Annotated in this window: 15 protein-coding genes; 11 read left to right on the top strand and 4 right to left on the bottom strand. The window is 55.8% G+C overall.

What is annotated here, in order from left to right; translation table 11 throughout:
- Positions 1–189 precede the first annotated feature (189 nt).
- Together rpoC and rpoB are read right to left on the bottom strand one after the other, a co-directional pair.
- The gene (rpoC, locus tag FGU71_RS06675) at positions 190–4,479 is read right to left on the bottom strand and encodes a DNA-directed RNA polymerase subunit beta' (RefSeq protein ID WP_142787850.1); all 4,290 of its coding nucleotides are present in this window, start codon (positions 4,477–4,479) and stop codon (positions 190–192) included.
- Positions 4,480–4,561: 82 nt separating this feature from the next.
- Positions 4,562–8,764, bottom strand: coding sequence for a DNA-directed RNA polymerase subunit beta (gene rpoB / locus FGU71_RS06670; RefSeq protein ID WP_142787849.1), 4,203 nt, complete (start codon positions 8,762–8,764; stop codon positions 4,562–4,564).
- A 437-nt stretch (positions 8,765–9,201) separates the two neighbouring features.
- Here rpoB and FGU71_RS14090 point away from each other — a divergent pair, with 437 nt between their 5' ends.
- The 10 genes from FGU71_RS14090 to FGU71_RS06625 all read left to right on the top strand — a co-directional run bounded on the left by FGU71_RS14090 (position 9,202) and on the right by FGU71_RS06625 (position 18,774).
- Complete coding sequence (locus FGU71_RS14090) at positions 9,202–9,342, top strand: hypothetical protein (RefSeq protein WP_185960220.1); 141 nt, start codon at positions 9,202–9,204, stop codon at positions 9,340–9,342.
- 25 nt (positions 9,343–9,367) lie between these two features.
- Entirely contained in the window at positions 9,368–9,913 is a 546-nt protein-coding gene (locus tag FGU71_RS06665; RefSeq protein ID WP_185960219.1) for a DUF2975 domain-containing protein, read from the top strand.
- Positions 9,913–10,143: a helix-turn-helix domain-containing protein gene (locus FGU71_RS06660; RefSeq protein WP_142787847.1), complete on the top strand. Its 231-nt coding sequence runs from the start codon at positions 9,913–9,915 to the stop codon at positions 10,141–10,143. Before FGU71_RS06665 ends, FGU71_RS06660 begins: the two co-directional genes overlap by 1 nt.
- Before the next feature lie 294 nt (positions 10,144–10,437).
- Positions 10,438–10,953: a 50S ribosomal protein L10 gene (gene rplJ / locus FGU71_RS06655; protein WP_142787846.1), complete on the top strand. Its 516-nt coding sequence runs from the start codon at positions 10,438–10,440 to the stop codon at positions 10,951–10,953.
- Positions 10,954–11,043: 90 nt separating this feature from the next.
- A complete protein-coding gene (gene rplL / locus FGU71_RS06650) occupies positions 11,044–11,418 on the top strand; it encodes a 50S ribosomal protein L7/L12 (RefSeq protein WP_142787845.1) in 375 nt (124 codons plus the stop codon).
- A gap of 213 nt (positions 11,419–11,631) precedes the next feature.
- The gene (locus FGU71_RS06645) at positions 11,632–13,038 is read left to right on the top strand and encodes an MATE family efflux transporter (RefSeq protein ID WP_142787844.1); all 1,407 of its coding nucleotides are present in this window, start codon (positions 11,632–11,634) and stop codon (positions 13,036–13,038) included.
- 140 nt (positions 13,039–13,178) lie between these two features.
- Positions 13,179–13,466 carry a co-chaperone GroES gene (groES, locus tag FGU71_RS06640; protein WP_142787843.1) on the top strand — a complete coding sequence of 96 codons (288 nt, stop codon included), beginning with the start codon at positions 13,179–13,181 and terminating at the stop codon, positions 13,464–13,466.
- A 51-nt stretch (positions 13,467–13,517) separates the two neighbouring features.
- Complete coding sequence (gene groL, locus FGU71_RS06635) at positions 13,518–15,173, top strand: chaperonin GroEL (protein WP_142787842.1); 1,656 nt, start codon at positions 13,518–13,520, stop codon at positions 15,171–15,173.
- Between the two features lie 267 nt (positions 15,174–15,440).
- Positions 15,441–16,796 (top strand): FAD-binding protein, encoded by a 1,356-nt coding sequence (locus FGU71_RS06630; protein WP_185960218.1) that lies wholly within the window; start codon positions 15,441–15,443, stop codon positions 16,794–16,796.
- Between the two features lie 136 nt (positions 16,797–16,932).
- Positions 16,933–18,774 (top strand): DUF885 domain-containing protein, encoded by a 1,842-nt coding sequence (locus FGU71_RS06625; protein ID WP_142787840.1) that lies wholly within the window; start codon positions 16,933–16,935, stop codon positions 18,772–18,774.
- Between the two features lie 83 nt (positions 18,775–18,857).
- Here the strand turns inward: FGU71_RS06625 and FGU71_RS06620 are convergent, their stop codons facing one another.
- The gene (locus FGU71_RS06620) at positions 18,858–21,164 is read right to left on the bottom strand and encodes a DUF305 domain-containing protein (RefSeq protein ID WP_142787839.1); all 2,307 of its coding nucleotides are present in this window, start codon (positions 21,162–21,164) and stop codon (positions 18,858–18,860) included.
- Between the two features lie 274 nt (positions 21,165–21,438).
- Here FGU71_RS06620 and FGU71_RS06615 point away from each other — a divergent pair, with 274 nt between their 5' ends.
- A complete protein-coding gene (locus FGU71_RS06615) occupies positions 21,439–22,515 on the top strand; it encodes a serine hydrolase (protein WP_142787838.1) in 1,077 nt (358 codons plus the stop codon).
- Between the two features lie 120 nt (positions 22,516–22,635).
- Here the strand turns inward: FGU71_RS06615 and FGU71_RS06610 are convergent, their stop codons facing one another.
- Positions 22,636–22,872 carry a hypothetical protein gene (locus FGU71_RS06610; protein WP_185960217.1) on the bottom strand — a complete coding sequence of 79 codons (237 nt, stop codon included), beginning with the start codon at positions 22,870–22,872 and terminating at the stop codon, positions 22,636–22,638.
- Positions 22,873–22,976 lie beyond the last annotated feature (104 nt).

Below are 22,976 nucleotides of genomic sequence, written 5' to 3'. Positions count from 1 at the left end.
CACAATTGAACCGGAAGTATCAGGCTGATCGCGGCGATCGCCAAGGCAAACTTCTTCATATCGCATCCCCTCGTTTCTCGACCGGGAGCCTATCACGATGCGCGAAATGCACAATGTGAAGGCCCGGGATGCAAAAAGCCCCGCCACAGCAATGCTGCAGCGGGGCTTTTTCGTCTTTGTTAGCCTGTCTTATTCAGCGGCCGGTGTTTCGTCGGTGCTTGCACCGCCGCCCATGGCTGCTTTCATGGCTTCTTCGCTGGAAACCGGATCGGCAGCAGGCTCGGGCGCAACAGCATTAGCCGCTGCAAGTTTGTCCTGCTGCTTCTTCCAAGCAGCTTTCAGCGCAGCGTCACGGCTGGATGCGGTCACACGCATACGGTTCATGCCTGCACCAGTACCAGCCGGGATAAGACGACCAACGATCACGTTCTCCTTGAGACCGATCAGCGTGTCCTTCTTACCTTCCACCGAAGCCTGCGTAAGCACGCGAGTGGTTTCCTGGAACGACGCAGCAGAGATGAAGCTGCGAGTTTGCAGCGACGCCTTGGTAATGCCGAGCAGGATCGGAGTGCCCTGTGCAGGCTGTTTTGACTTGGTCAGCTTGGCGTTGATTTCCTGCATTTCTGCAAGATCAACCTGTTCGCCCGGAAGCAGCGTTGTGTCACCGCCATGGGTGATTTCAACCTTCTGCAACATCTGGCGAACGATCACCTCGATGTGCTTGTCGTTGATTTTCACGCCCTGCAGTCGGTAAACTTCCTGGATCTCGTTGACGAGATATTCGGACAGCGCCTCAACGCCCATGACTTCAAGGATGTCGTGCGGGTTCGGCGAACCTGAGATCAGGGTATCACCCTTCTTCACAAAGTCGCCCTCTTGCACGTCGATCACCTTGGTCTTGGGGATCAGGTACTCGACTGCATCACCTTCCTCGGGAACGATCGCAATCTTACGCTTGGCTTTGTATTCGCGAACGAATTCGATCTTGCCCGAAATCTTGGCGATAACCGACATGTCTTTTGGAAGACGCGCTTCGAACAGTTCCGCAACGCGGGGAAGACCACCGGTAATATCACGGGTTTTCGCAGCTTCACGCGATGCACGCGCAAGGATGTCACCCGCTTCAACAGTCTGGCCGTCTTCCACCGAAAGCGTCGTACCCGGAGCGAGCATATAACGCTGCGCTTCGGTTTCATCTTCGCTTTGACCTTCGCTGAGAAGAGTCATGCGCGGACGCAGCTCTTCCTTTTTCTTGCGACCGGTTGCCCGGTTTTCGGTCACAACGCGCTGGGCAATGCCCGTCGCGTCATCGGTTTGCTCTTCAAGCGTGGTGCCTTCGACGAGGTCCTGATACTTCACAACACCAGATTGCTCGGTGATGATCGGCAGGGTGAACGGATCCCATTCAGCCAGACGGTCGCCTTCTTTGACCTTGTCGCCATCCTTGAACATGAGCACGGTGCCGTAAGGAACCTTGTGCATCTCGCGTTCGCGGCCTTCGGCATCGATAACAGCGATTTCACCGCTACGAGCGAGCGACAGAATGCGGCCTTTTTTATCGGTGATGGTCGGCATGCCGCGCAATTCAACCTTACCGGTTGAGATCGATTCAAGGTGCGAAGTTTCGTTGAGCTGGGCCGCGCCGCCGATGTGGAACGTCCGCATCGTAAGCTGGGTACCGGGCTCACCGATTGACTGGGCAGCGATAACGCCGACAGCTTCCCCGATATTCACCGGAGTACCGCGGGCAAGGTCACGGCCATAACATGTTCCGCAAACACCCTGATCGGCTTCACAAACCAGCGGCGAACGAATCTTGGCAGACTGTGTTTCGGCTGCTTCGATTTCTTTCACCATTGGCTCGTCAATCAACGTGCCAGCCTTGACGATCACTTCGCCCGTCGCTGCGTTGACGATATCCTCAGCCACGGTGCGGCCCAGAATACGCTCACCCAAAGATGCGATCACCGAACCACCTTGAACGATGGCGCGCATTTCCAGCGCGTTTTCGGTCTTACAGTCGTTTTCTACGATCGTGCAGTCTTGCGATACGTCAACCAGACGGCGGGTCAGGTAGCCTGAGTTTGCCGTCTTAAGCGCGGTATCAGCAAGGCCTTTACGTGCGCCGTGGGTGGAGTTGAAGTATTCAAGGACGGACAGACCTTCCTTAAAGTTCGAGATAATCGGGGTTTCGATAATCTCGCCCGAAGGCTTGGCCATCAGACCGCGCATACCGGCAAGCTGCTTCATCTGCGCGGGCGAACCACGCGCACCGGAATGGCTCATCATGTAGATCGAGTTGATCTGCGCTTCTTTGCCGTCTTCGCCGATTGGCGTGGCTTTGATTTCGGCCATCATCGCATCAGCAACCAGATCACCACACTTGCTCCAAGCGTCGATAACCTTGTTGTATTTTTCCTGCTGCGTGATCAGACCGTCCTGATATTGCTGTTCGTAACCGGCAACCAGATCTTTGGTATCCTGAACCATTTTGATTTTGGAATCAGGGATGATCATGTCGTCCTTACCGAACGAGATACCGGCTTTAAACGCGTGGCGGAAACCGAGAACCATGATGGCATCGGCAAACAGCACAGTGTCTTTCTGACCGGTGTGGCGATAGACTTCGTCGATCACGTCGCCGATGTCTTTCTTCGTCAGCAGACGGTTGATGATGTCGAACGGAACCTTGTGGTTCGTCGGCAGACATTCACCGATCAGCATCCGGCCTGGCGTGGTTTCAAAGCGCTTCATCGTCACTTTGCCTTTTTCATCGGCCTGCGGAACGCGGGCGAGAATTTTGGTGTGAAGCGTGACTGCTTTGGTTTCCAGCGCCTGGTGCACTTCGGCCATGTCAGAAAAACGTGGGAGTTTTTCAACTTTGGTGCCGTCTTCATTCTCGAGGAACTCAGGGGTTTTTTCCTGACGCTCCATCGAGAGATAATAGAGGCCCAAGACCATATCCTGCGAAGGCACGATGATCGGTTTACCGTTGGCCGGGGACAGGATGTTGTTGGTGGACATCATGAGCACACGCGCTTCCAGCTGCGCTTCAAGCGACAGCGGGACGTGAACAGCCATTTGGTCACCGTCAAAGTCGGCGTTGAAAGCCGAGCAGACCAGCGGGTGAAGCTGAATCGCCTTACCTTCGATCAGAACCGGTTCAAACGCCTGGATGCCAAGACGGTGAAGCGTTGGCGCGCGGTTCAGCAGAACCGGGTGCTCGCGGATCACTTCGTCGAGGATGTCCCAGACTTCCTTGCGCTCTTTCTCGACCCATTTTTTCGCCTGCTTGAGAGTCATCGAAAGACCCTTTGCATCGAGACGGGCGTAGATGAACGGCTTGAACAGCTCGAGCGCCATTTTCTTTGGTAGACCGCACTGATGCAGCTTCAATTCCGGGCCGGTCACGATGACCGAACGACCGGAATAATCCACGCGCTTACCAAGCAAGTTCTGACGGAAACGGCCCTGCTTACCCTTGAGCATGTCGCTCAAAGATTTCAGTGGACGCTTGTTCGCACCGGTGATCACACGGCCGCGGCGGCCATTGTCAAACAGCGCATCAACAGCTTCCTGAAGCATACGCTTTTCGTTGCGGACAATGATGTCCGGCGCGCGCAGTTCAATCAGGCGTTTCAAACGGTTGTTACGGTTGATCACGCGGCGATACAGATCGTTGAGATCGGACGTTGCGAAACGGCCACCATCCAGCGGCACCAGCGGGCGCAGCTCTGGCGGGATTACAGGGATGACTTCGAGGATCATCCACTCGGGACGGTTGCCTGAATCGATGAAGCTTTCAACGACCTTGAGGCGCTTGATGATTTTCTTTGGCTTGAGCGTCGACTTGGTAACCGCCAGCTCTTCCATCAGATCATCGCGCTCTTGCTCGAGATCAAGATCCATCAGCATGATCTTAACGGCCTCTGCACCGATATCGGCGGAGAACGCGTCTTCGCCATATTCGTCCTGCGCTTCGAGCAGTTCGTCTTCGGTCAGCAGCTGGAATTTCTCAAGCGGGGTCAGGCCCGGCTCGATCACCACATAGCTTTCGAAATAGAGAATGCGCTCAAGCTGTTTTAGCTGAATATCAAGCAGCAGGCCGATGCGCGATGGCAGCGATTTGAGGTACCAGATATGCGCTACCGGCGCGGCCAGCTCGATGTGACCCATGCGCTCGCGGCGCACTTTCGTAACGGTAACTTCAACGCCGCACTTTTCGCAGACGACGCCTTTGTACTTCATCCGCTTGTACTTGCCGCACAGGCATTCGTAGTCCTTTACCGGACCGAAGATGCGGGCACAGAACAATCCATCACGCTCAGGTTTGAACGTACGATAGTTGATGGTTTCCGGCTTTTTGATCTCGCCGAACGACCACGAACGGATGCGCTCTGGTGATGCGATCCCGATCTGGATCTGGTCGAAAGTTTCCGGCTTAGCCAGTTGGTTGGTGAATTTGGTCAGTTCATTCATGACTTGTTTCCCTCAGGGGGTGAAATCTCTTGGGTAGCGAAGGTGGAAGGGGCCCAAAGGTTAGTATTTGGGCCCGCCCCCTCTATTCCGCTGCCTCCGGCCACTCATCGCCGCCTTCGCCATCGCCAAGCGATGTGAGTTCGACGTTCATGCCCAGCGAGCGCATTTCCTTCACGAGAACGTTAAAGCTCTCCGGAATGCCCGCTTCGAAGGTGTCATCGCCTTTGACGATCGCTTCGTAGACCTTGGTCCGGCCAACGACGTCATCCGATTTGACGGTGAGCATTTCCTGCAAGGTGTAGGCGGCGCCATACGCCTGCAGTGCCCAGACTTCCATCTCACCAAAGCGCTGACCACCGAACTGCGCCTTACCACCCAGCGGCTGCTGCGTGACGAGCGAGTACGGACCGATCGAACGGGCGTGGATTTTGTCATCCACAAGGTGATGCAGTTTAAGCATGTAGATGATGCCTACTGTGACCTTGCGATCAAATGCTTCACCGGTCCGGCCATCGAACAGAGTCGACTGGCCAGAGCTGTCGATGCCGGCCTTGACCAGCATGTCCGAAACATCCGGCTCACGCGCACCATCGAACACAGGCGTACCCATCGGAACACCGGCTGCGAGGTTCCCTGCAAGCTCAACGATCTGCTCTGCCGAACGGCTTTCGAGATCTTCGAAATACTGTTCGCCATAGATATCCTTGAGACGTTCTACGACCGCTTCGGGTGGCTTCACGTTCTTGTAGTCTTCTGCAGCGTTAGGATTGGCGCGCTTCCACTCTTCGAGCTTGTCCGCGATATCCATGCCGAGCCCGCGTGCGGCGAAGCCCAGATGCGTTTCAAAGATCTGACCCACGTTCATACGCGATGGAACACCAAGCGGGTTGAGCACGAGGTCAACTGCGGTGCCATCTTCAAGGAATGGCATGTCCTCGACCGGCAGAATGCGTGAAATCACACCCTTGTTTCCGTGACGGCCGGCCATCTTGTCGCCCGGCTGCAGCTTGCGCTTAACAGCAACGAAGACCTTGACCATTTTCAGAACGCCCGGTGCGAGTTCATCACCGCGCTCCAGCTTTTCCTTACGGTCTGCGAATTTGGCATCGATCCCGCCGACAGCTTCGTCGTACTGCGTCTTGATCGCTTCGATTTGTGCCTGCCGGCCATCATCCGCCACAGCGAATTTGAACCATTCATGGCGCTCGACTTCGTCGAGCAATTCGGCAGTGATCTCTACGCCTTTCTTAAGACCCTTTGGCGTTGCCGAAGCAGTCTGGCCGATCAACATGTCACGCAGACGGTTGTAGGTCGCACGGTTAAGAATTGCGCGTTCGTCAGCGGCATCTTTCCGCAGACGCTCGATTTCCTCGTTCTGGATCGCCCGCGTACGGTCATCAATCTCGATACCGTGACGGTTGAAGACACGAACTTCAACGATGGTTCCGGCAACACCAGGCGGCAAGCGCAGCGAGGTATCACGAACATCAGAAGCTTTCTCGCCAAAGATGGCGCGCAGAAGTTTTTCTTCCGGCGTCATCGGGCTTTCGCCCTTTGGCGTGATCTTGCCGACCAGAATATCGCCCGGATGCACCTCTGCACCGATATAGACGATACCCGCCTCATCGAGGTTGCGGAGCGCTTCTTCACCGACGTTTGGAATGTCGCGCGTGATGTCTTCCGGACCCAATTTGGTATCGCGAGCCATGACCTCGAATTCTTCGATATGGATCGAAGTGAACACGTCGTCTTTCACGATGCGCTCTGAGATCAGGATCGAATCTTCGTAGTTGTAACCATTCCACGGCATAAACGCGACGAGGCTGTTTTTGCCCAGCGCAAGTTCACCGATGTCGGTCGATGGACCGTCAGCAATGATATCGCCCGCTTCGATCGTTTCACCAACTTTGACCAGCGGACGCTGATTGATGCAGGTGTTCTGGTTCGAACGCTGGAATTTTTGCAAGGTGTAGATATCGACGCCCGACTGGCCAGCTTCGACATCACCGATGGCGCGGATCACGATCCGGGTCGCATCGACCTGGTCGACAATTCCGCCACGTCGCGCAGCAATCGCAGCGCCCGAATCGCGCGCCACGGTCTCTTCCATGCCGGTACCGACCCAAGGTGCCTCTGCTTTCACAAGCGGCACAGCCTGACGCTGCATGTTGGAGCCCATCAATGCGCGGTTTGCGTCATCGTTTTCAAGGAACGGGATGAGCGATGCCGCGACCGAAACGAGCTGTTTCGGAGAAACATCCATCAATGTGATCTGCTCATTCGGAGCCATCAGGTTATCGCCCGATTGACGAGCCGAGATCAGCTCTTCGGCGAAAGAGCCATCAGGGTTCAACTCAGCCGATGCCTGCGCAACGGTGTGCTTCTGCTCTTCCATGGCCGACAGATAGACAACATCGCCAGTGACTTTGTTGTCTTCTACGCGGCGATATGGAGTTTCGATGAAGCCATATTTGTTGACCCGGCTGAATGATGCCAGCGAGTTGATGAGTCCGATATTCGGGCCTTCCGGCGTTTCAATCGGACAAATCCGGCCATAGTGGGTCGGGTGAACGTCGCGAACTTCAAAGCCAGCGCGCTCACGGGTCAAACCACCTGGGCCAAGCGCTGAGACGCGGCGTTTGTGGGTGACTTCGGAAAGCGGGTTGGTCTGATCCATAAACTGCGACAGCTGCGAAGAGCCGAAGAATTCACGAACCGCAGCCACGGCGGGTTTCGCATTGATCAGATCGTTTGGCATCACAGTCGATACATCGACACTGCTCATACGCTCTTTAACGGCGCGCTCCATGCGGAGCAGACCGACGCGGTACTGGTTTTCGAGCAGTTCACCTACCGAACGGACGCGGCGGTTGCCAAGGTTGTCGATATCATCAACTTCGCCCTTGCCGTCTTTCAGACCGACGAGTTCCTTGACCACGGCAAGGATGTCTTCCTTGCGCAGCGTTGTCACGGTGTCTTCGGCATCAAGCTCGAGACGCATGTTGAGCTTCACACGGCCAACGGCGGAAAGGTCATAGCGTTCGCCATCGAAGAACAGGCCTTCGAACAGGGCGTCTGCGGTTTCCTTGGTCGGCGGCTCACCCGGACGCATCACCTTGTAGATGGCTTCCAGACCCTCATCACGGTTTTCAGCCTTATCGACCGCCAGCGTGTTGCGAATCCATGGGCCGGTGTTGATTTCATCAATGTCGAGCAACTCGAGGCTGTCGATGCCCGCATTGTCGAAAGTTTCGACATGCTCAAGCGTCAGTTCCTCACCCGCTTCGACGTAAATGCGGCCCGTGCTTTCATCGATCATATCGCGAGCGGCATAACGGCTGACAACTTCTTCGGTTGGCAGCAGGAGCTCGGTCAGACCATCTTTGGCAGCTTTATTGGCAGCACGCGGGCTGATCTTTTGGCCAGCAGCGAAGATTTCTTCGCCAGTCTTGGCATCCACCAACGCGAAAGATGGTTTCTGGCCGCGCCAGTTTTCGGCGTTGAAAGGAATCTTCCAACCGTCTTTGGCACGCTCCCACGTCACCGTGTCGTAGAAGTGATGGAGAATTTCTTCGCTATCGAGACCAAGCGCATAAAGCAGCGCAGTGACCGGCAGCTTACGCTTACGGTCGATGCGGACGTTCACGATGTCTTTGGCGTCGAATTCGAAATCAAGCCATGAGCCGCGATATGGGATCACGCGCGCAGCAAACAGGAGTTTGCCCGAGGAGTGCGTTTTGCCGCGATCGTGATCGAACAATACGCCCGGCGAACGGTGCATCTGGGATACGATAACGCGCTCGGTGCCGTTGATAATAAAGGTGCCGTTATCGGTCATGAGCGGCATATCGCCCATGTAAACGTCCTGCTCTTTGATATCGAGAACGGAACGGGTTTCGGTTTCCTGATCGACTTCGAAAACGATCAGGCGCAGCGTCACCTTCATGGGCGCGGCATAGGTGATCCCGCGCTGGCGGCACTCGGTCGTGTCATATTTGGGCGGTTCGAGTTCGTAATTAACGAAATCGAGCTCAGCGGTGCCAGCAAAATCCCGGATCGGGAAAACGCTGCGCAGCGTTTTTTCAAGACCGGATACATAATCGATCGACGGATCAGAGCGCAGGAACTGTTCGTAGCTCTCGCGCTGAACCTCGATCAGGTTTGGCATGTCCACGACTTCGTGAATGTCACCAAAAATTTTGCGGATCCGCTTTTTCGCGGTGCCCTGCGCCTTGCGGCTGCGGAGCTTGTTCGAGGTTTTAAGGGCCTTTGCCTTGGTCGCCATGGAAGAGATATGCCTCTTTGTTGGTCGCACGCGAGACGAATGCCCGCGCGCTCAATTGGGATTTCACGTCACGCGAGACATGATTGCTATTACAACGCAAAACAAGCCACATGCCTCGATCCCACTCTCTCGAATGGTCGGGATGCAGCTGCATTCTTCGTCGCGATTATAGCAAATCGCCGCTTCTATTCTGGAACCGATCCCCGCGTATGAATCGGTCTTTCTCGAAGCTGGCGTGTCCTGACCATGTAGGATTTGATGCTCCGGGCGTCAACAGGGGGATGCGGAGGAGCGCAAAACCCGCAGCCCTCATCAATGCAGAAATTCGAAAAACGATAAGGGACATATTGTTTATCAATATTATTGATTGACAATAAATCGGATCGCCTCTAGATCGTAATTATTGATAAACAATATCACACATCAAGGAGAACGATATGTCCCGGCTTTTCAATCAATCACTCGCCATCTGCGCTGCACTTTTTCTCACGCTCGGTTCAATCGGCACGATCATAAGCGTCCCCGCTGCGCAAGCGCACACTTCGCCGACCATCGCGCCGATGATCGCGCTTGCCTGATTCGAGGGCAGAAAGGGGAAAGACAATGCAGACCCAATTCAATGATCCATTGCTGCTGGCGGGTAAGGTGCTGACATTCCTGATGCAGGGGGCCTTGGCCTTGGGCGGAGCGCTCGTCGCCATCATGATCCCGGTCGTGATTTTCTTTCAGGACGAAATCAACTCCGAGATAACTGCAGAACAGGCTGACATCGTCACTAAGCTGCCGATTATGCCGCTGATCGGGCTGTTCGCGCTGATACTTGTCGCGGTTGCGCTTGCGTTTCTGTTTTTCGGAAAACTGCGCGCGATCATCGGCACTGTGGGCGAGCGAGACCCGTTCGTTCCCGAGAATGCAGATCGGCTAAGTTTCATGGCATGGACCATGCTTTCAATTCAGGTTTTGATGATCCCGCTGGCTGGCCTTGCCTTAATCGTGGCAACATGGGCAGATGCTGCCGGACACGAAAAAGTGACCGTCGATGCAGGCCTTAATCTTACCGGTCTATTGCTGGTGGTTGTTCTGTTCATCCTTGCCAGAGTCTTCAAACACGGCGCAGCGATGCGCGAAGATCTCGAAGGGACCGTGTGATGCCAGCCGACGACGAAGGAGCAACAATCATGGTCAAGCTCGACGATCTTTTGCACGAACGCCGGATGACCTTGACCGAACTGGCGGAGCGGGTTGGCCTTACACTCGCCAATCTATCGATCCTTAAAACCGGTAAAGCCAAGGCCATCCGGTTTTCAACGCTCGCCGCGATCTGCCGCGAATTGGACTGCCAGCCAGGCGACCTGTTGAGTTACGAAGACACAAAGTAACCACGCAAGAAACTTGACTCTTGGGGCGCGCACGATAAATGCGCGCCTCGACTGGTTTGATTTTATCGAAACAGTCATCCGTCCAAGACCGTTGGTGAAGGCAATTGGGCCTTCTTAATTTCCAGCCTAGACGGGGAATAGAGATTTTCGCGCCGTATTCATTACGGTTGCAATCGTGCTAAACGGCACACCCTCCTTCCCCATCGTCGGACTTTGCCTTGTCGGTTAGCGGCAAGGTGAAACGTGAGCCGGTCGCACGGTCTTTCCGCGCGGCCATTAGTGAAGGAGTAAGGCATGGATCGTTCGCAAAAAGCCGACGCGGTCGCTCAGCTCAACGCTGTTTTCAACGAGGTAGGCGTGGTTGTTGTAACCCGCAATCTCGGCCTGACGGTGGATCAGTCCACCGAACTGCGCGGAAAAATGCGTGAAGCAGGGGCTTCCTATAAGGTTGCGAAGAACCGTCTCGCCAAGCTCGCCCTGAAAGACACCGATTACGTCGGCATCGAAGAGTATCTCTCCGGTCCGACCGCGCTGGCATGGTCAGAAGACCCTGTCGCGGCTGCTAAAGCCGCTGTCGAATTCGCAAAGTCGAATGACAAGCTGGAAATCGTTGGTGGCTCGATGGGCACGCAGGTGCTCGACGAAGCTGGAGTCAAGGCGCTTGCCTCGATGCCAAGCCTCGATGAGCTGCGCGCCAAAATCGTTGGTCTCGTCAACGCACCGGCAACCAAGGTTGCTCAGGTCGTCAACGCACCGGCGAACAAGTTGGCTCGTGTATTTGGCGCATATGCCGCCAAAGACGCTGCATAAAGCTGCTTAAGAGACGCTCTCGCAAGAGACGAAACATACTTTGGGGTTGGACCAACTTAAATCCGCCCCGTATTTATTGGAGTGAACATCATGGCTGATATTGCCAAGCTTGTTGAAGAACTTTCGAAGCTGACTGTCCTTGAGGCAGCTGAACTCGCAACCGCACTCGAAGAAGAGTGGGGCGTAAGCGCCGCAGCTGCAGTTGCAGTTGCTGGTCCAGCCGCTGGCGGCGGCGAAGCTGCAGCTGAAGAGAAAGACGAATTCGACGTCATTCTCACCGGCGATGGCGGCAAGAAAATCCAGGTCATCAAAGAAGTCCGCGCCATCACCGGCCTGGGCCTCACCGAAGCCAAGGGTCTTGTTGAAGGCGCACCAAAGGCTGTTAAAGAAGGCGTTAACAAAGCCGAAGCCGAAGAAATCAAAGGCAAGATCGAAGCAGCCGGCGGTACCGTCGAGCTCAAGTAATCTTGATCTGAATTTTGTGGGTGTCTTGAAGCGCCCGCAGAAGGGGGCGGTGTCAGCAATGGCACCGCCCTTTTTCATTTTGCATCGCATCAAAAACGAACCGCGCGAGCGGAGACAAGCTGTGTTGTAAGGGACGCAGCGGACGCAAAACGATCACGCCGATGCATTCTGCTCTTTGTCACCCGTTCATACGATCCTATTCGGGGCGTCCTCATGCGCGACACTACGCCTCTTGAAACGCCCGGATGGGGATCGGAATTGCGGGCAACGCTGTTGCTGGCAACGCCGCTTGCGCTGGCGAACCTGCTGCAAATGCTGACCTATGCCGTGGATGTGATTTTCATCGCCCGGCTTGGGGATGAACCGCTGGCGGCCTCTGCACTGGCTGTGTCGCTTTTCGGCCTTGTTCTGTGGGCGATGACAGCGCTTACCGGTGCGGTTGCCCCTTTGATTGCCGAAGCGATTGGCTCGCGATCACCATCGTTCAGGCCGGTTCGCCGCTCGACCAGAATGGCTTTGTGGTTGGCCGTGATCACCGGTGTTCTTGGGATGGGCATATGCCTTTTGCTTGAACCATTGATGCAGGTGACGGGTCAACAGCCTGCGATCATCACGCTCGCCCGTGAATACAATCTGGTCATTATCTATTCGATGGTGCCCATGCTCCTTGCTGGGGTGCTGCGAAGTTATGTGTCAGCGTTGGGTCGCCCGATCTTTGCGACGGCGATCACCGGCCTTGGCATCTTTGTGAATGCTGCTGCGAATTATGCTTTTATTTTCGGCAATTTCGGCGCTCCGGAATTGGGTTTGACGGGCGCAGCCGTGGCTACAATCATCACGTCATTGTTTACACTGGCTGTCTATGTGATCGTTATTCTCGGTGATCCGGCGCTCGCGAGGTTCCGCATATTCTACCGGTTCTGGAGACCGGACTGGCAGCGTTTTTGGCAAATCACCCGGGTCGGGACGCCCATTGCGCTGACTGTCAGCGCCGAAGCCGGAATTTTCGGCGCCGCCGCGTTTCTTATGGGGCGTTTCGGCGCAGCAGAACTGGCCGGGCACACGGTTGCCCTCCAATTGGCGGCGCTCGCTTTTCAAATTCCATTCGGTGTTGGTCAGGCTGCCACGATCCGCGTCGGCTATTTTTTCGGAGCGCGCGACCCGATCGGCGTTCAACGTGCAGGCTGGGTCGCGATGGCGATTGGCACGGGCTTTATGGCCATCACCGCTAGCGCGATGGTGCTCGCCCCGTTCGCTCTGCTGTCCATTTACGTTGACCCTTACGATGCCAAGAACGCGGCGCTGGTCGGCTTTGCACTGCAATACCTTGTTCTTGCGGCTGCTTTTCAACTGGTGGACGGCGTGCAGGCCGTTGCGGCCGGCGCACTGCGCGGGTTGCAGGATACGCGCGTGCCGATGTGGATCGCGATTTTCAGCTATTGGGTGCCGGGGATCGGCCTTTCGATCTCGCTCGGGTTTTTCACTCCGCTGGAAGGCGTCGGGGTGTGGATCGGGCTCGCGGTTGGACTTGCTTCTGCAGCCATCCTGCTGACGTGGCGATGGGTGCGGCGAGAGAAGCTCGCTTTGACCCGTCACCCGGCGATCCATCATCCGGTCTGACCCAGCTGCGAACTTTCTAAAAAAAATTCACGAGGCACCTGTTGACTCAGGCTTCCCTCACAACCACATCCGGCCTGCTGGCACTCTCAAGCGGAGAGTGCCAATAGACACTCATCAACTCATTTGAAAGGTCATCGATTATGGCATTTCGTCCGTTGCACGACCGCGTAGTGGTCCGCCGCATCGAAGCCGACCAGAAAACCGCTGGCGGCATCATCATCCCAGACTCAGCCCAGGAAAAGCCAAGCGAAGGCGAAGTCGTCTCTGTTGGCGAAGGCGCCCGCGACGACAGCGGTAACCGCATCGCACTCGACGTGAGCGCGGGCGACCGCGTTCTGTTCGGCAAATGGTCCGGCACCGAAGTAAAGATCGACGGTGAAGACCTGTTGATCATGAAGGAAAGCGACATCATGGGCGTAATCGGCTGAGCCGAACGCTAACGCTTTTCCCACTTTTAAGATTTTTCAGGAGAAACAATCATGGCTGCTAAGGACGTAAAGTTCGGCCGCGATGCCCGCGAAGGCATCCTCAAGGGCGTAGATACGCTCGCAAACGCTGTTAAAGTGACGCTCGGCCCGAAAGGCCGCAACGTCGTTATCGACAAAAGCTTTGGCGCGCCGCGCATCACCAAGGACGGCGTTACCGTCGCCAAGGAAATCGAACTCTCCGACAAGTTCGAAAATATGGGCGCACAAATGCTCAAGGAAGTTGCGTCGAAAACCAACGACCTCGCCGGTGACGGCACCACCACTGCAACCGTTCTGGGCCAGGCGATCATTCGCGAAGGCATGACCGCCGTTGCAGCTGGCATGAACCCGATGGATCTGAAACGCGGCATCGACGCTGCAGTAACCAAGGTTGTTGCTGACCTCGTCGGTCGTTCAAAAGAAGTATCCGGCTCCTCTGAAGTTGCTCAGGTTGGCGTTATCTCTGCCAATGGCGACCGTGAAGTTGGCGAGAAAATCGCTGAAGCCATGGAAAAAGTCGGCAAAGAAGGCGTCATCACCGTTGAGGAAGCCAAGGGCCTCGAATTTGAACTCGACGTTGTCGAAGGCATGCAGTTCGACCGTGGTTATCTGTCCCCATATTTCATCACCAACCCTGACAAGATGACGGTGGAGCTGGAAAACCCATACATCCTCATCAACGAAGGCAAACTGTCCAGCCTGCAAGCCATGCTGCCGGTACTCGAAGCAGCCATGCAGAGCGGCCGTCCGCTGCTCATCATCGCTGAAGACATCGAAGGCGAAGCGCTCGCGACCCTCGTGGTCAACAAGCTGCGCGGTGGCCTTAAGGTTGCAGCGGTTAAGGCACCGGGTTTCGGCGATCGTCGCAAGGCGATGCTGCAGGACATCTCGATCCTTACCAAAGGCGAAATGGTCAGCGAAGATCTCGGCATCAAGCTGGAAAACGTCACTCTCGGCATGCTCGGCGAAGCCAAGCGCGTCACCATCGACAAGGACAACACAACCATCGTCGACGGTGCCGGTTCGGCAGACGACATCAAAGCCCGCGTTGGCGAAATCAAGGCCCAGATGGAAGCAACCACCAGCGACTATGACCGTGAGAAGCTGCAAGAGCGTCTCGCGAAACTGGCTGGCGGCGTTGCCGTGATCAAGGTCGGCGGCGCTTCGGAAGTCGAAGTGAAAGAACGCAAGGACCGCGTTGATGACGCTCTCCACGCTACCCGCGCTGCTGTTGAAGAAGGCATCGTCCCTGGCGGCGGTACTGCGCTTCTTTATGCATCGAAGGTGCTCGAAGGCCTCAAAGGTGACAATGACGACCAGACCCGCGGTATCGACATCGTTCGCCGTGCAATCCTGGCACCTGTCCGTCAAATCGCTGCAAACGCAGGTCATGATGGCGCTGTTGTTTCTGGCAACCTGCTGCGCGAAGGCGACGAGACGCAAGGCTTCAACGCTGCGACCGACACTTACGAAAACCTGGTGGAAGCCGGCGTGATCGACCCGACGAAGGTCGTTCGCACTGCTCTGCAGGATGCAGCTTCGGTTGCCGGCCTGCTGATCACCACCGAAGCGGCGATCACCGACGCTCCGGAAAAAGACGGCGCAGGCGGCTCGGCAATGCCCGATATGGGCGGCATGGGCGGCATGGGCGGCGGCATGGGTTTCTAAACCAGCTGCCAGCTTGAACGCTTATATAAAGCTCCGTCGGATTTCGGTCCGGCGGGGCTTTATTGATTCTACGGCTGCGGTATCGGCAAAATCAGCAGAGCATTTCGCGAATATCTCAATAAAACGATTGCCTTATTGCTTTAAGCGCTTGAATATTACCCCAAATGCAATTGGGGGATTGTGATGGCGGCACTGGATGACAAGGCACGTGAACCAAACGCGCATCAGATAGATGCCAAAAAATCCACAATCCGAGTGTACTCTTGGATGAAGGTATTTTTCGGCGATATAACGCCGCACCGCTTCACTTCTGAAGAGACGTTGGCAGATTTCGTTCGCGACAACGAATATTGCTGTATCGGCCAATCTCACAGCTATAATGGGGTGCAGGTCGCGCCCAGCCTGAATGCTGTGCTGATGGGAAAATCGACGCTGGATTTCTGCGACGTTGATCCCCTTGCGAAGACTGTAACATGCGGGCCTTCGACAACTATCGAGCAACTTAAACGTGAATTGCTCGAATATGATCTCAAGATGTTTAACAGCGGCAATTACATGGCCCAAACTGTGATAGGCGCCCTCGTCACCGGCACGCACGGCTATGGTGCGAAAGCGACGATGGCCGACGCCGTCACACAACTGACGTTCCTTGATGGCCAAGGCAAGATCGTCGCACTGAACCGCAGCGATCCGAGTTTCCGCTATGCGATCCTGTCTTTCGGTACCATCGGCCCAATCATCAGCGTGACCCTGGAGGCCGCCTCGCTTGAAAGCTTTCAGTCAGACGCATGGATTACCCGTCTTTCAAAGAAGAACGCTCTGCAAAAAGGATCCATCGCGACTTCTTGGGCCGTGGTCCCGTATAGCGATCCTGATGATCCGCTTATCATGCTGCACACATTGCGGCAGGCAAAAACAGGCAAAGCCAAGAAACGGCATCGCCCCAACATCCTGTCCTGGGCCGGGATTGCGACCTTCATTATCGAGAGATATTGGGCCATTGACCGGCTGTTGCCGGCGTTGCGAAGGCCGCTGCAGCGCCTCGCAGACAGGCTCAATATCCGTAGTCATCGCCGGACAATTACCGATCCGCGCGATCTCGATTACCTCTATGACCCCGAGCCGTTTCTGAAAAGCCAGCGTTCTCCGGATATCCTGACCGGCCTTTTTTCGACCACGCACACAGCCTACAATCTTGCTTTCCACGTTCCACTTGATCGCGCCGAAGAGGTGGTGAAGTTCATCCTGCTCGAAGTCGACAAATGGCGCTCGCTGCGCTTTTTTTTAAAGAGCCTGATCGGTGTGCGCGAGCTCAGCGACAAGTCACCTCTGCCTTTTGCTGGTAATTTCGAAGGGCCAACAGCAGCAATCGATCTGTTCGCCGACACCCGCGATTACGCATGGCTTGAACGGCTTCAGCGCGAGGTGTTGACCCAATTCGATCAGGTCAGACCGCATTGGGGCAAGAGCGCGATCGTCCACGAGTTCGAAGCAAGTCTTGGAACGGAAGAAATCAGCCGCCTGCGCGACTTGCACCGTCATCACTATCCGTTGGGCAATCTAAAGCCGAATGACCGTGTGCAGCGCTTGCTCGATTTGAACCGGCCGATGCCATCCACTTAACCGCGCCCAATGACCGTGGCCGATCGGATCGATCACTCGAGACATCCCGCCATTGTTCGACCGGGGTGGCTTTTCATTTTCTGCGATTTGCCCCAATGTCACGGCAAACGATAACAAATTGGGGAACTCCTGAGCCATGAGAACGAAATTCGCCGCATTGTTACTGGCCTCTGTCGCCGTAACAGGATGCGACCTTCTGAACCCGACGGTCGAAACGCTTGAATGCGCGACGACTCAAACGGAATGCCTCAACAGCTGGTTTGACCAGAAATTTCAGGAAGAGCTCGCATTTAGCCCGATCCGCCAGACATCGCTTGGCATCAAGACCGATTATGACAAGATCGACGATTTCAGCCTCGAAGCGCAACAAGAGCAGGTGCAATGGTGGCAAGCGGCCACGGCCGAAATGGAAGCGAACTTCGACTACGATGAGCTGTCAGACGAAGCCAAGCTGTCTTGGGATATGTGGCAATTCCGCAAGAATCAGGTGGAGCAAGCGCTGAAATATGCGGATCACGAATACATCCTGACCCAGATGAATGGCACCCATACTGCGCTCCCTAGCTTCCTTTTAAGCCAGCATACCGTGGCCTCCGAAAGCGACATGGCGGCATTTATTGCGCGTATCGGAGGTGTTGGCAGGGCATTGGATCAATTGCTGGTCCGCGCGCAAAGCAACGCAGAGGCCGGCACGCGGCCTCCTCGTTTTGCCTATGATGCGGTGATTGCGGAATCGCAGAAACTTATCAGCGGAGCGCCCTTTGACAAAAGCGGCGAAGATTCAGCGCTTTGGAAAGGCGGCGAGGAGCATCTTGCAACGCTGGTCGCCGACGGCACAATTACTGAAGAGCGCGCCGCCGAGCTACGCGAAGAAATGCGCACCGCGTTGATCGAACAGATGGCTCCTTTCTATGGCCGGGTGATTGAATGGTTCACGCAAGATCGGCCCAACACCGACGAAGAAGCGCAAGGCGTCAGCGAGCTCGCCAAAGGCAGTGATTTTTATGATTACAGCCTCGGGGTGATGACAACCACAAAGTTGACGGCTGGTGAAATCCACGAAATTGGGCTCAACGAGGTTGCGCGGATCCGCTCGGAAATGGAAGCGATCAAAGATCAGACCGGTTTTGACGGCACCTTGCAGGAGTTTTTCGTCTTCACACGCGAAGATGACCAGTTTTTCTTTTCTGACGATGAAGCGGGCGCGCAGGAATACATTGATCGTGCGACGATGCACATCGATGAGCTGACGAAACGGTTGCCGGAATTCTTTGGCACCTTACCCAAAGCCCCGCTTGAGGTTCGGCGTGTCGAACCATTCCGTGAGCAGGATGGCGCGGCGCAGCATTACCGCCCCGGTACGCCTGACGGCTCGCGGCCTGGCATTTATTTCGCGCACCTATCAGACATGCGAGCGATGCCGATCCCACCATTGGAGGCGATCGCGTATCACGAAGGCAATCCCGGGCATCATATGCAGGTTTCGATTGCCCAAGAGCTGGAGGGGATCCCCAAGTTCCGTTCGCAGGGCGGTTTTATTTCCGTATTCGGAGAAGGATGGGGCCTGTATTCAGAGGCGCTTGCCAAGGAGATGGGCGGATACAAGGATCCCTATTCGGAGTTTGGGCGACTACAGAGCGAAATGTGGCGCGCAATCCGGTTGGTGGTGGATACTGGCATCCACGCCAAAGGATGGACGGAAGATCAGGCGGTGGCATATTGTCTTGAAAACTCGCCCAATCCCGAAACAGTCGCGCGCTCGGAAGTGCAGCGTTATTTCGTGCTGCCGGGCCAGGCGACTTCTTACAAAATCGGTATGATCCGAATTCAGGAACTGCGCGGGAAAGCCGAAAAGGCGCTTGGCGACGATTTCGACATTCGCGGATTTCACGATACGGTTCTGGGTGCTGGCTCGCTGCCACTGTCGATCCTAGAACAGCGGGTCGATCAATGGATCGCAAGCGTAAATCCCGCCTAACGGCATAAGCGGCATGCGCAAAAAAGGGGGCCGGATAGCGTAACGCTTTCCGGCCCCCTTTTGTATCTGGCTAGATGCCGGTGTTAGCCGCCTTTGCGGCTTGATGCTGCGGCTTCGATTGCTTCGGCATCCCACGTTACCTGTGTCTGTGTCTGCGGGTTAAAGCGCGTATTGGCATAGGATGCCTGCTCTGCAGCCGCGATTTCCGCAGCCGTCAGAAACTGGCTGGGCTGGAGCGCAAAGACATCAATGCCGCGTGTGATTTCTGTCCCGTAGATACGGCCATTGTACCAGTATGAAGACCAGTAACCACCGACGACCAATTGTTCATCATTGATTGCGCCGCGATCAAAATATGCGATCTCTTGCGGGTTGGCGCTATCGGTGAAATCCATCACACTGATGCCGCCCTGATACCATGATTGAACAAACAGATCGCGTCCCGGTACCGGAATGATCGAACCATTATGGGCGACACAATTTTCCATCTCCCCCTGTGGTCCGGGCATCTTGTAATGGCTGCGGAATTGGAGCTTGCCATCCTTGATATCGTAGATTGCGTTCGCGCCCCATGTCATCGGATCAGAAGCCTTACACCGTGGCCGTCCACCGCCGCCCCATTCGTCGGTGAAAATCACCTTGGTGCCATCATTGTTGAATGTCGCGGAATGCCAATAGGCAAAACCTTTATCGAATACTGCGTCGATACGCACAGGGTTCATCGGGTCCGTGATATCCATCAGGATGCCGTTGCCTGAACATGCACCAGCCGCGAGATTCAGGCTCGGGAACACCGTGATGTCATGGCACTGATTGGTCTGAGAGGTGCGCTGCGTACCCTCACCACTGTCACCGCCAAGCCATAGGCCGGCAATTTCTCCGGTTTCCTGATCCGCAAAAACGCGCGGACTGCTGATGATGCGTGCCGCACCGGGATTTGCAACCGGGATTTCGATAACATCAATGCTGAACAAGGCCGTCCGGCTGTCGGAAGGGTTATCGATACAGCGCGCCAGTTCGTCTTGCTCGCGAACGCGCGAAGTACCCGAATTGTAGACGATGATCTTTTCATCATCGGCGCTGACGATCGAGTGCGTGTGGCTTCCGCGGCAGGTCTGTACTCCGCCGACCTGACGCGGACGCGCAAGATCGGAAATGTCGAAAATACGCAGACCCCGGAAGCGTTCATCGCTGACGTCGCCTTCGACACCCTGAAGCCCGCAATCGACGCGGCCGCGTGTCTGCTCGACGCTCATTACGAGCAGATCGCCGACGACAGAGACGTCGCCTTGCCCGCCTGGACAAACAACCGAACTCAGCAGGTTCGGCGCGCCATCTTCGCCCAAGCGATAGAGGTTGAAGCCGTGATAATTGCCAGCGACCATGATATCGCCAAAGAACGCCATGTCCGTATTGGCAAAGTCGAGCAGCGGAGTGCGCTCTGCGAACTGGGTCAGGCTTTCTTCGCCCTCGCCATCGCGTTGCGGAGTGGCCTCCTCTTCATCCGAACCGCCACTCAACGCGCCAAGAACAGCGCCAACCACTGCATCGACTGCGTCGGCCGTAGGGTCCGATGCCTCTTCCTTTTCACGTGGCGGGACAACCGCACGCAGATCGGATGGATTGTCTGGATCGAAGAAACCGGCAGGTTTACGCAGGCTCGCGACCTTGCGAAGGTTCATGATCGCTTCGCCCGCATCGTCGAATCCCGAAGCCAGAGAGGCGCGCGGATCCGCCGAAAGGCTGGCCAGCATGCTGTCCATACGCTCAATCTCGGCGCTTTGGTCGTTTTCGATGTCGCCAATGAAACGGAACAGAATCGGATCCGATGCACTGCCGGGCTGGCGCAGCAAATCTTCGACCATATCGACAGCGCCTTCGTGATGCGCGATCATCAGGGTAAGAAACTGGCGGTCAAAGTCGGCGCCTTTTGAAGCTGAAAGTGCAGCCATCTGTTCAGGCGACGCCATCCCGGCCATCATGTGATGCATGTGGTCTTTGTGACCGGCCATCCCTGGCATGGCAGCGGGCTCCCCGCGGGAGGCAAGCCATTCCGTCATAAATTCGATTTCATCGGCTTGGCCGGACAGGATGCGCCCTGCAATGGCCACTACATCTTCTGTGTTCGTGCGATCACCGACCAGTTCGGACATTGCCACCGCTTGTTGGTGATGGACGATCATGCCTTGCATGAACTTCACGTCCGCCTGGGTGTATTTTGACGCTGCAAGCTTGGTTGCTTCATCTGCGCTGAGCGTCTTGCTCGCTTGGCCTGGTGCGCCAGGCTGCACAATTGGCGCGCTCTGTGCAAAGGCGAGCCCGGTGCTGCCGAGCAGCATTGCGGTGAATAACGCACGCGATGTGCGAAAGGCGGTTTTTGTGGTTGTCATGAAAGCCCCGTAATTAATCGTAGTGCTGGGTAAACAGCGGTGCGACGCGGGTCAGTCAAGCCTTGATATGCAAGGATCGACCAACACCAATTAGGAACCGATAACATACTTTACGGTTCCTAAAACATACAGTCGGCACACTGTGCGCGGCCCCAACCGCTTACTGCGCACTATTCGTCGCAAGCGGTGAAACGAAAGCTTGCCGCGACGAGTCAACGCGATCACAGTCGTGAAATTAAGTTACTGGCAACCATATTTCGGGTAATCACTGTCTATGTTTACACAGCCACGCATACCCTTCGTTTCCGCGATTCTCGCCGGGCTAAGTCTGTTTGCCGCACCTGTTATGGCTCATGCCGATGATCGGCAGGCCGATGAATTGCAGGCGAGTTTCGACAATGCATTCGGCACTGATGTCCGCAACCCTCAGACTTTTGAAGCGGTTTATTCCGACGCCTTCGAAAGACAAATCGTTCAGCTCGCCGATGGAGATCAAGGTCGGATTGGCGTGTATGCAATCGATCTGGAAACCGGTAAAGAGATCTCGGTCTTGGGCGATCAGCGGTTCCCTATGGCATCAACCAGCAAGGTCGCGGTAGCTGCGGCTTTTCTTGATGGTGTTGACCAGGGAAAATGGAAATTGTCAGATGAATTTCCGTTGATGATACCGGTTAAATCGGCCAAATTTTCCACCAGTCGAGCGCCCGTGCGCACCGGCAATTATGTCGCCGCGTGGGAGCTGATCAGTCTGATGATTAGCAAAAGCTGCAACAGCTGCACCGATGCCTTGCTTCGGGTTGTTGGCGGGCCAAAGGCTGTTAATGCCTGGATGCGCGATGCGGGATTTGATGATTTTGAGCTGTCTCGCGACATCGCCACACTGGTTCGGGACGACGGTGAATATGATCCGGTTGAATGGATTGACCCCCGTGATTCCGCCTCTCCTCGGACAATGGGGCTTTTGATCGCAGGGATTTATCAGGGCCGCTGGCTCAGCCAACAAAGCCGCGGACTGCTTATGGCCGCGCTCGAAGAGACGACAACCGGCCGGCGCCGGATGACAGCAGCACTGCCGGAAAGCGCGCGGCTTGCGCACAAGACCGGCACCCTCAGCAGGACAGCGAGTGATATCGGCATCTTCCGCCTTCCCGATGGTCGCGCGGTTGCAGCGGCGATTTATGTCACCGGTCAAAGCGCCAATCTGCTGGACGAGGCCCGCAACAAAGGCACTGCGCGAAAGAAACGTGACGAGCGCATCGCCGCTATCACGCGCGCTTTGTACAACGGCTTTGCTTCTACCCGGCAAGACGAACGACAAAATTGGACCAGCGCGCCTCGCAGCGGCGGCTAACAGCTTATTCGGCTTTGAAAAGAGCTCAAAGAAAAAGGCGGCGCCTCGCGGCACCGCCTTTTCTTTGTCTGACACTCCGCAGCAGCGGAGCGTGCAAACCGCGAGTGAATTACTCAGCGGTCATTGCATCTTCAGCAGCGGCAGCAGCGTCTTCAGCAGCGCCTTCAACAGCAGCAGCGCCTTCGCCAGCAGCTTCAGCAGTCGCATCGGCAGCGCCTTCAGCGGCTTCAGTGGTTGCATCGGCAGCGTCGCCAGCAGCGGCAGTCGCATCGTCAGCAACTGACTGTGCGTCTGCAGCCATCGCGTCACCCATTTCGCCAGCTTTTTCAGCGGTTTCGCCGCAAGCAGCGAGGCCAAGGGCAGAGGTAGCAATTGCAGCAGCGAGAACGATCTTACGCATAATAATAATCCTTATTCAGCAAGTGATTTAGGTACGGGCGAATGATCCCTCCCACACCAAA

The organism is Erythrobacter insulae, assembly GCF_007004095.1.
In the GTDB taxonomy this organism is placed as follows: Bacteria; Pseudomonadota; Alphaproteobacteria; order Sphingomonadales; family Sphingomonadaceae; genus Erythrobacter; species Erythrobacter insulae.
The sequence above is the reverse complement of the archived record's forward strand: the minus strand, read 5'-3'. Positions and strand labels throughout refer to the sequence as shown.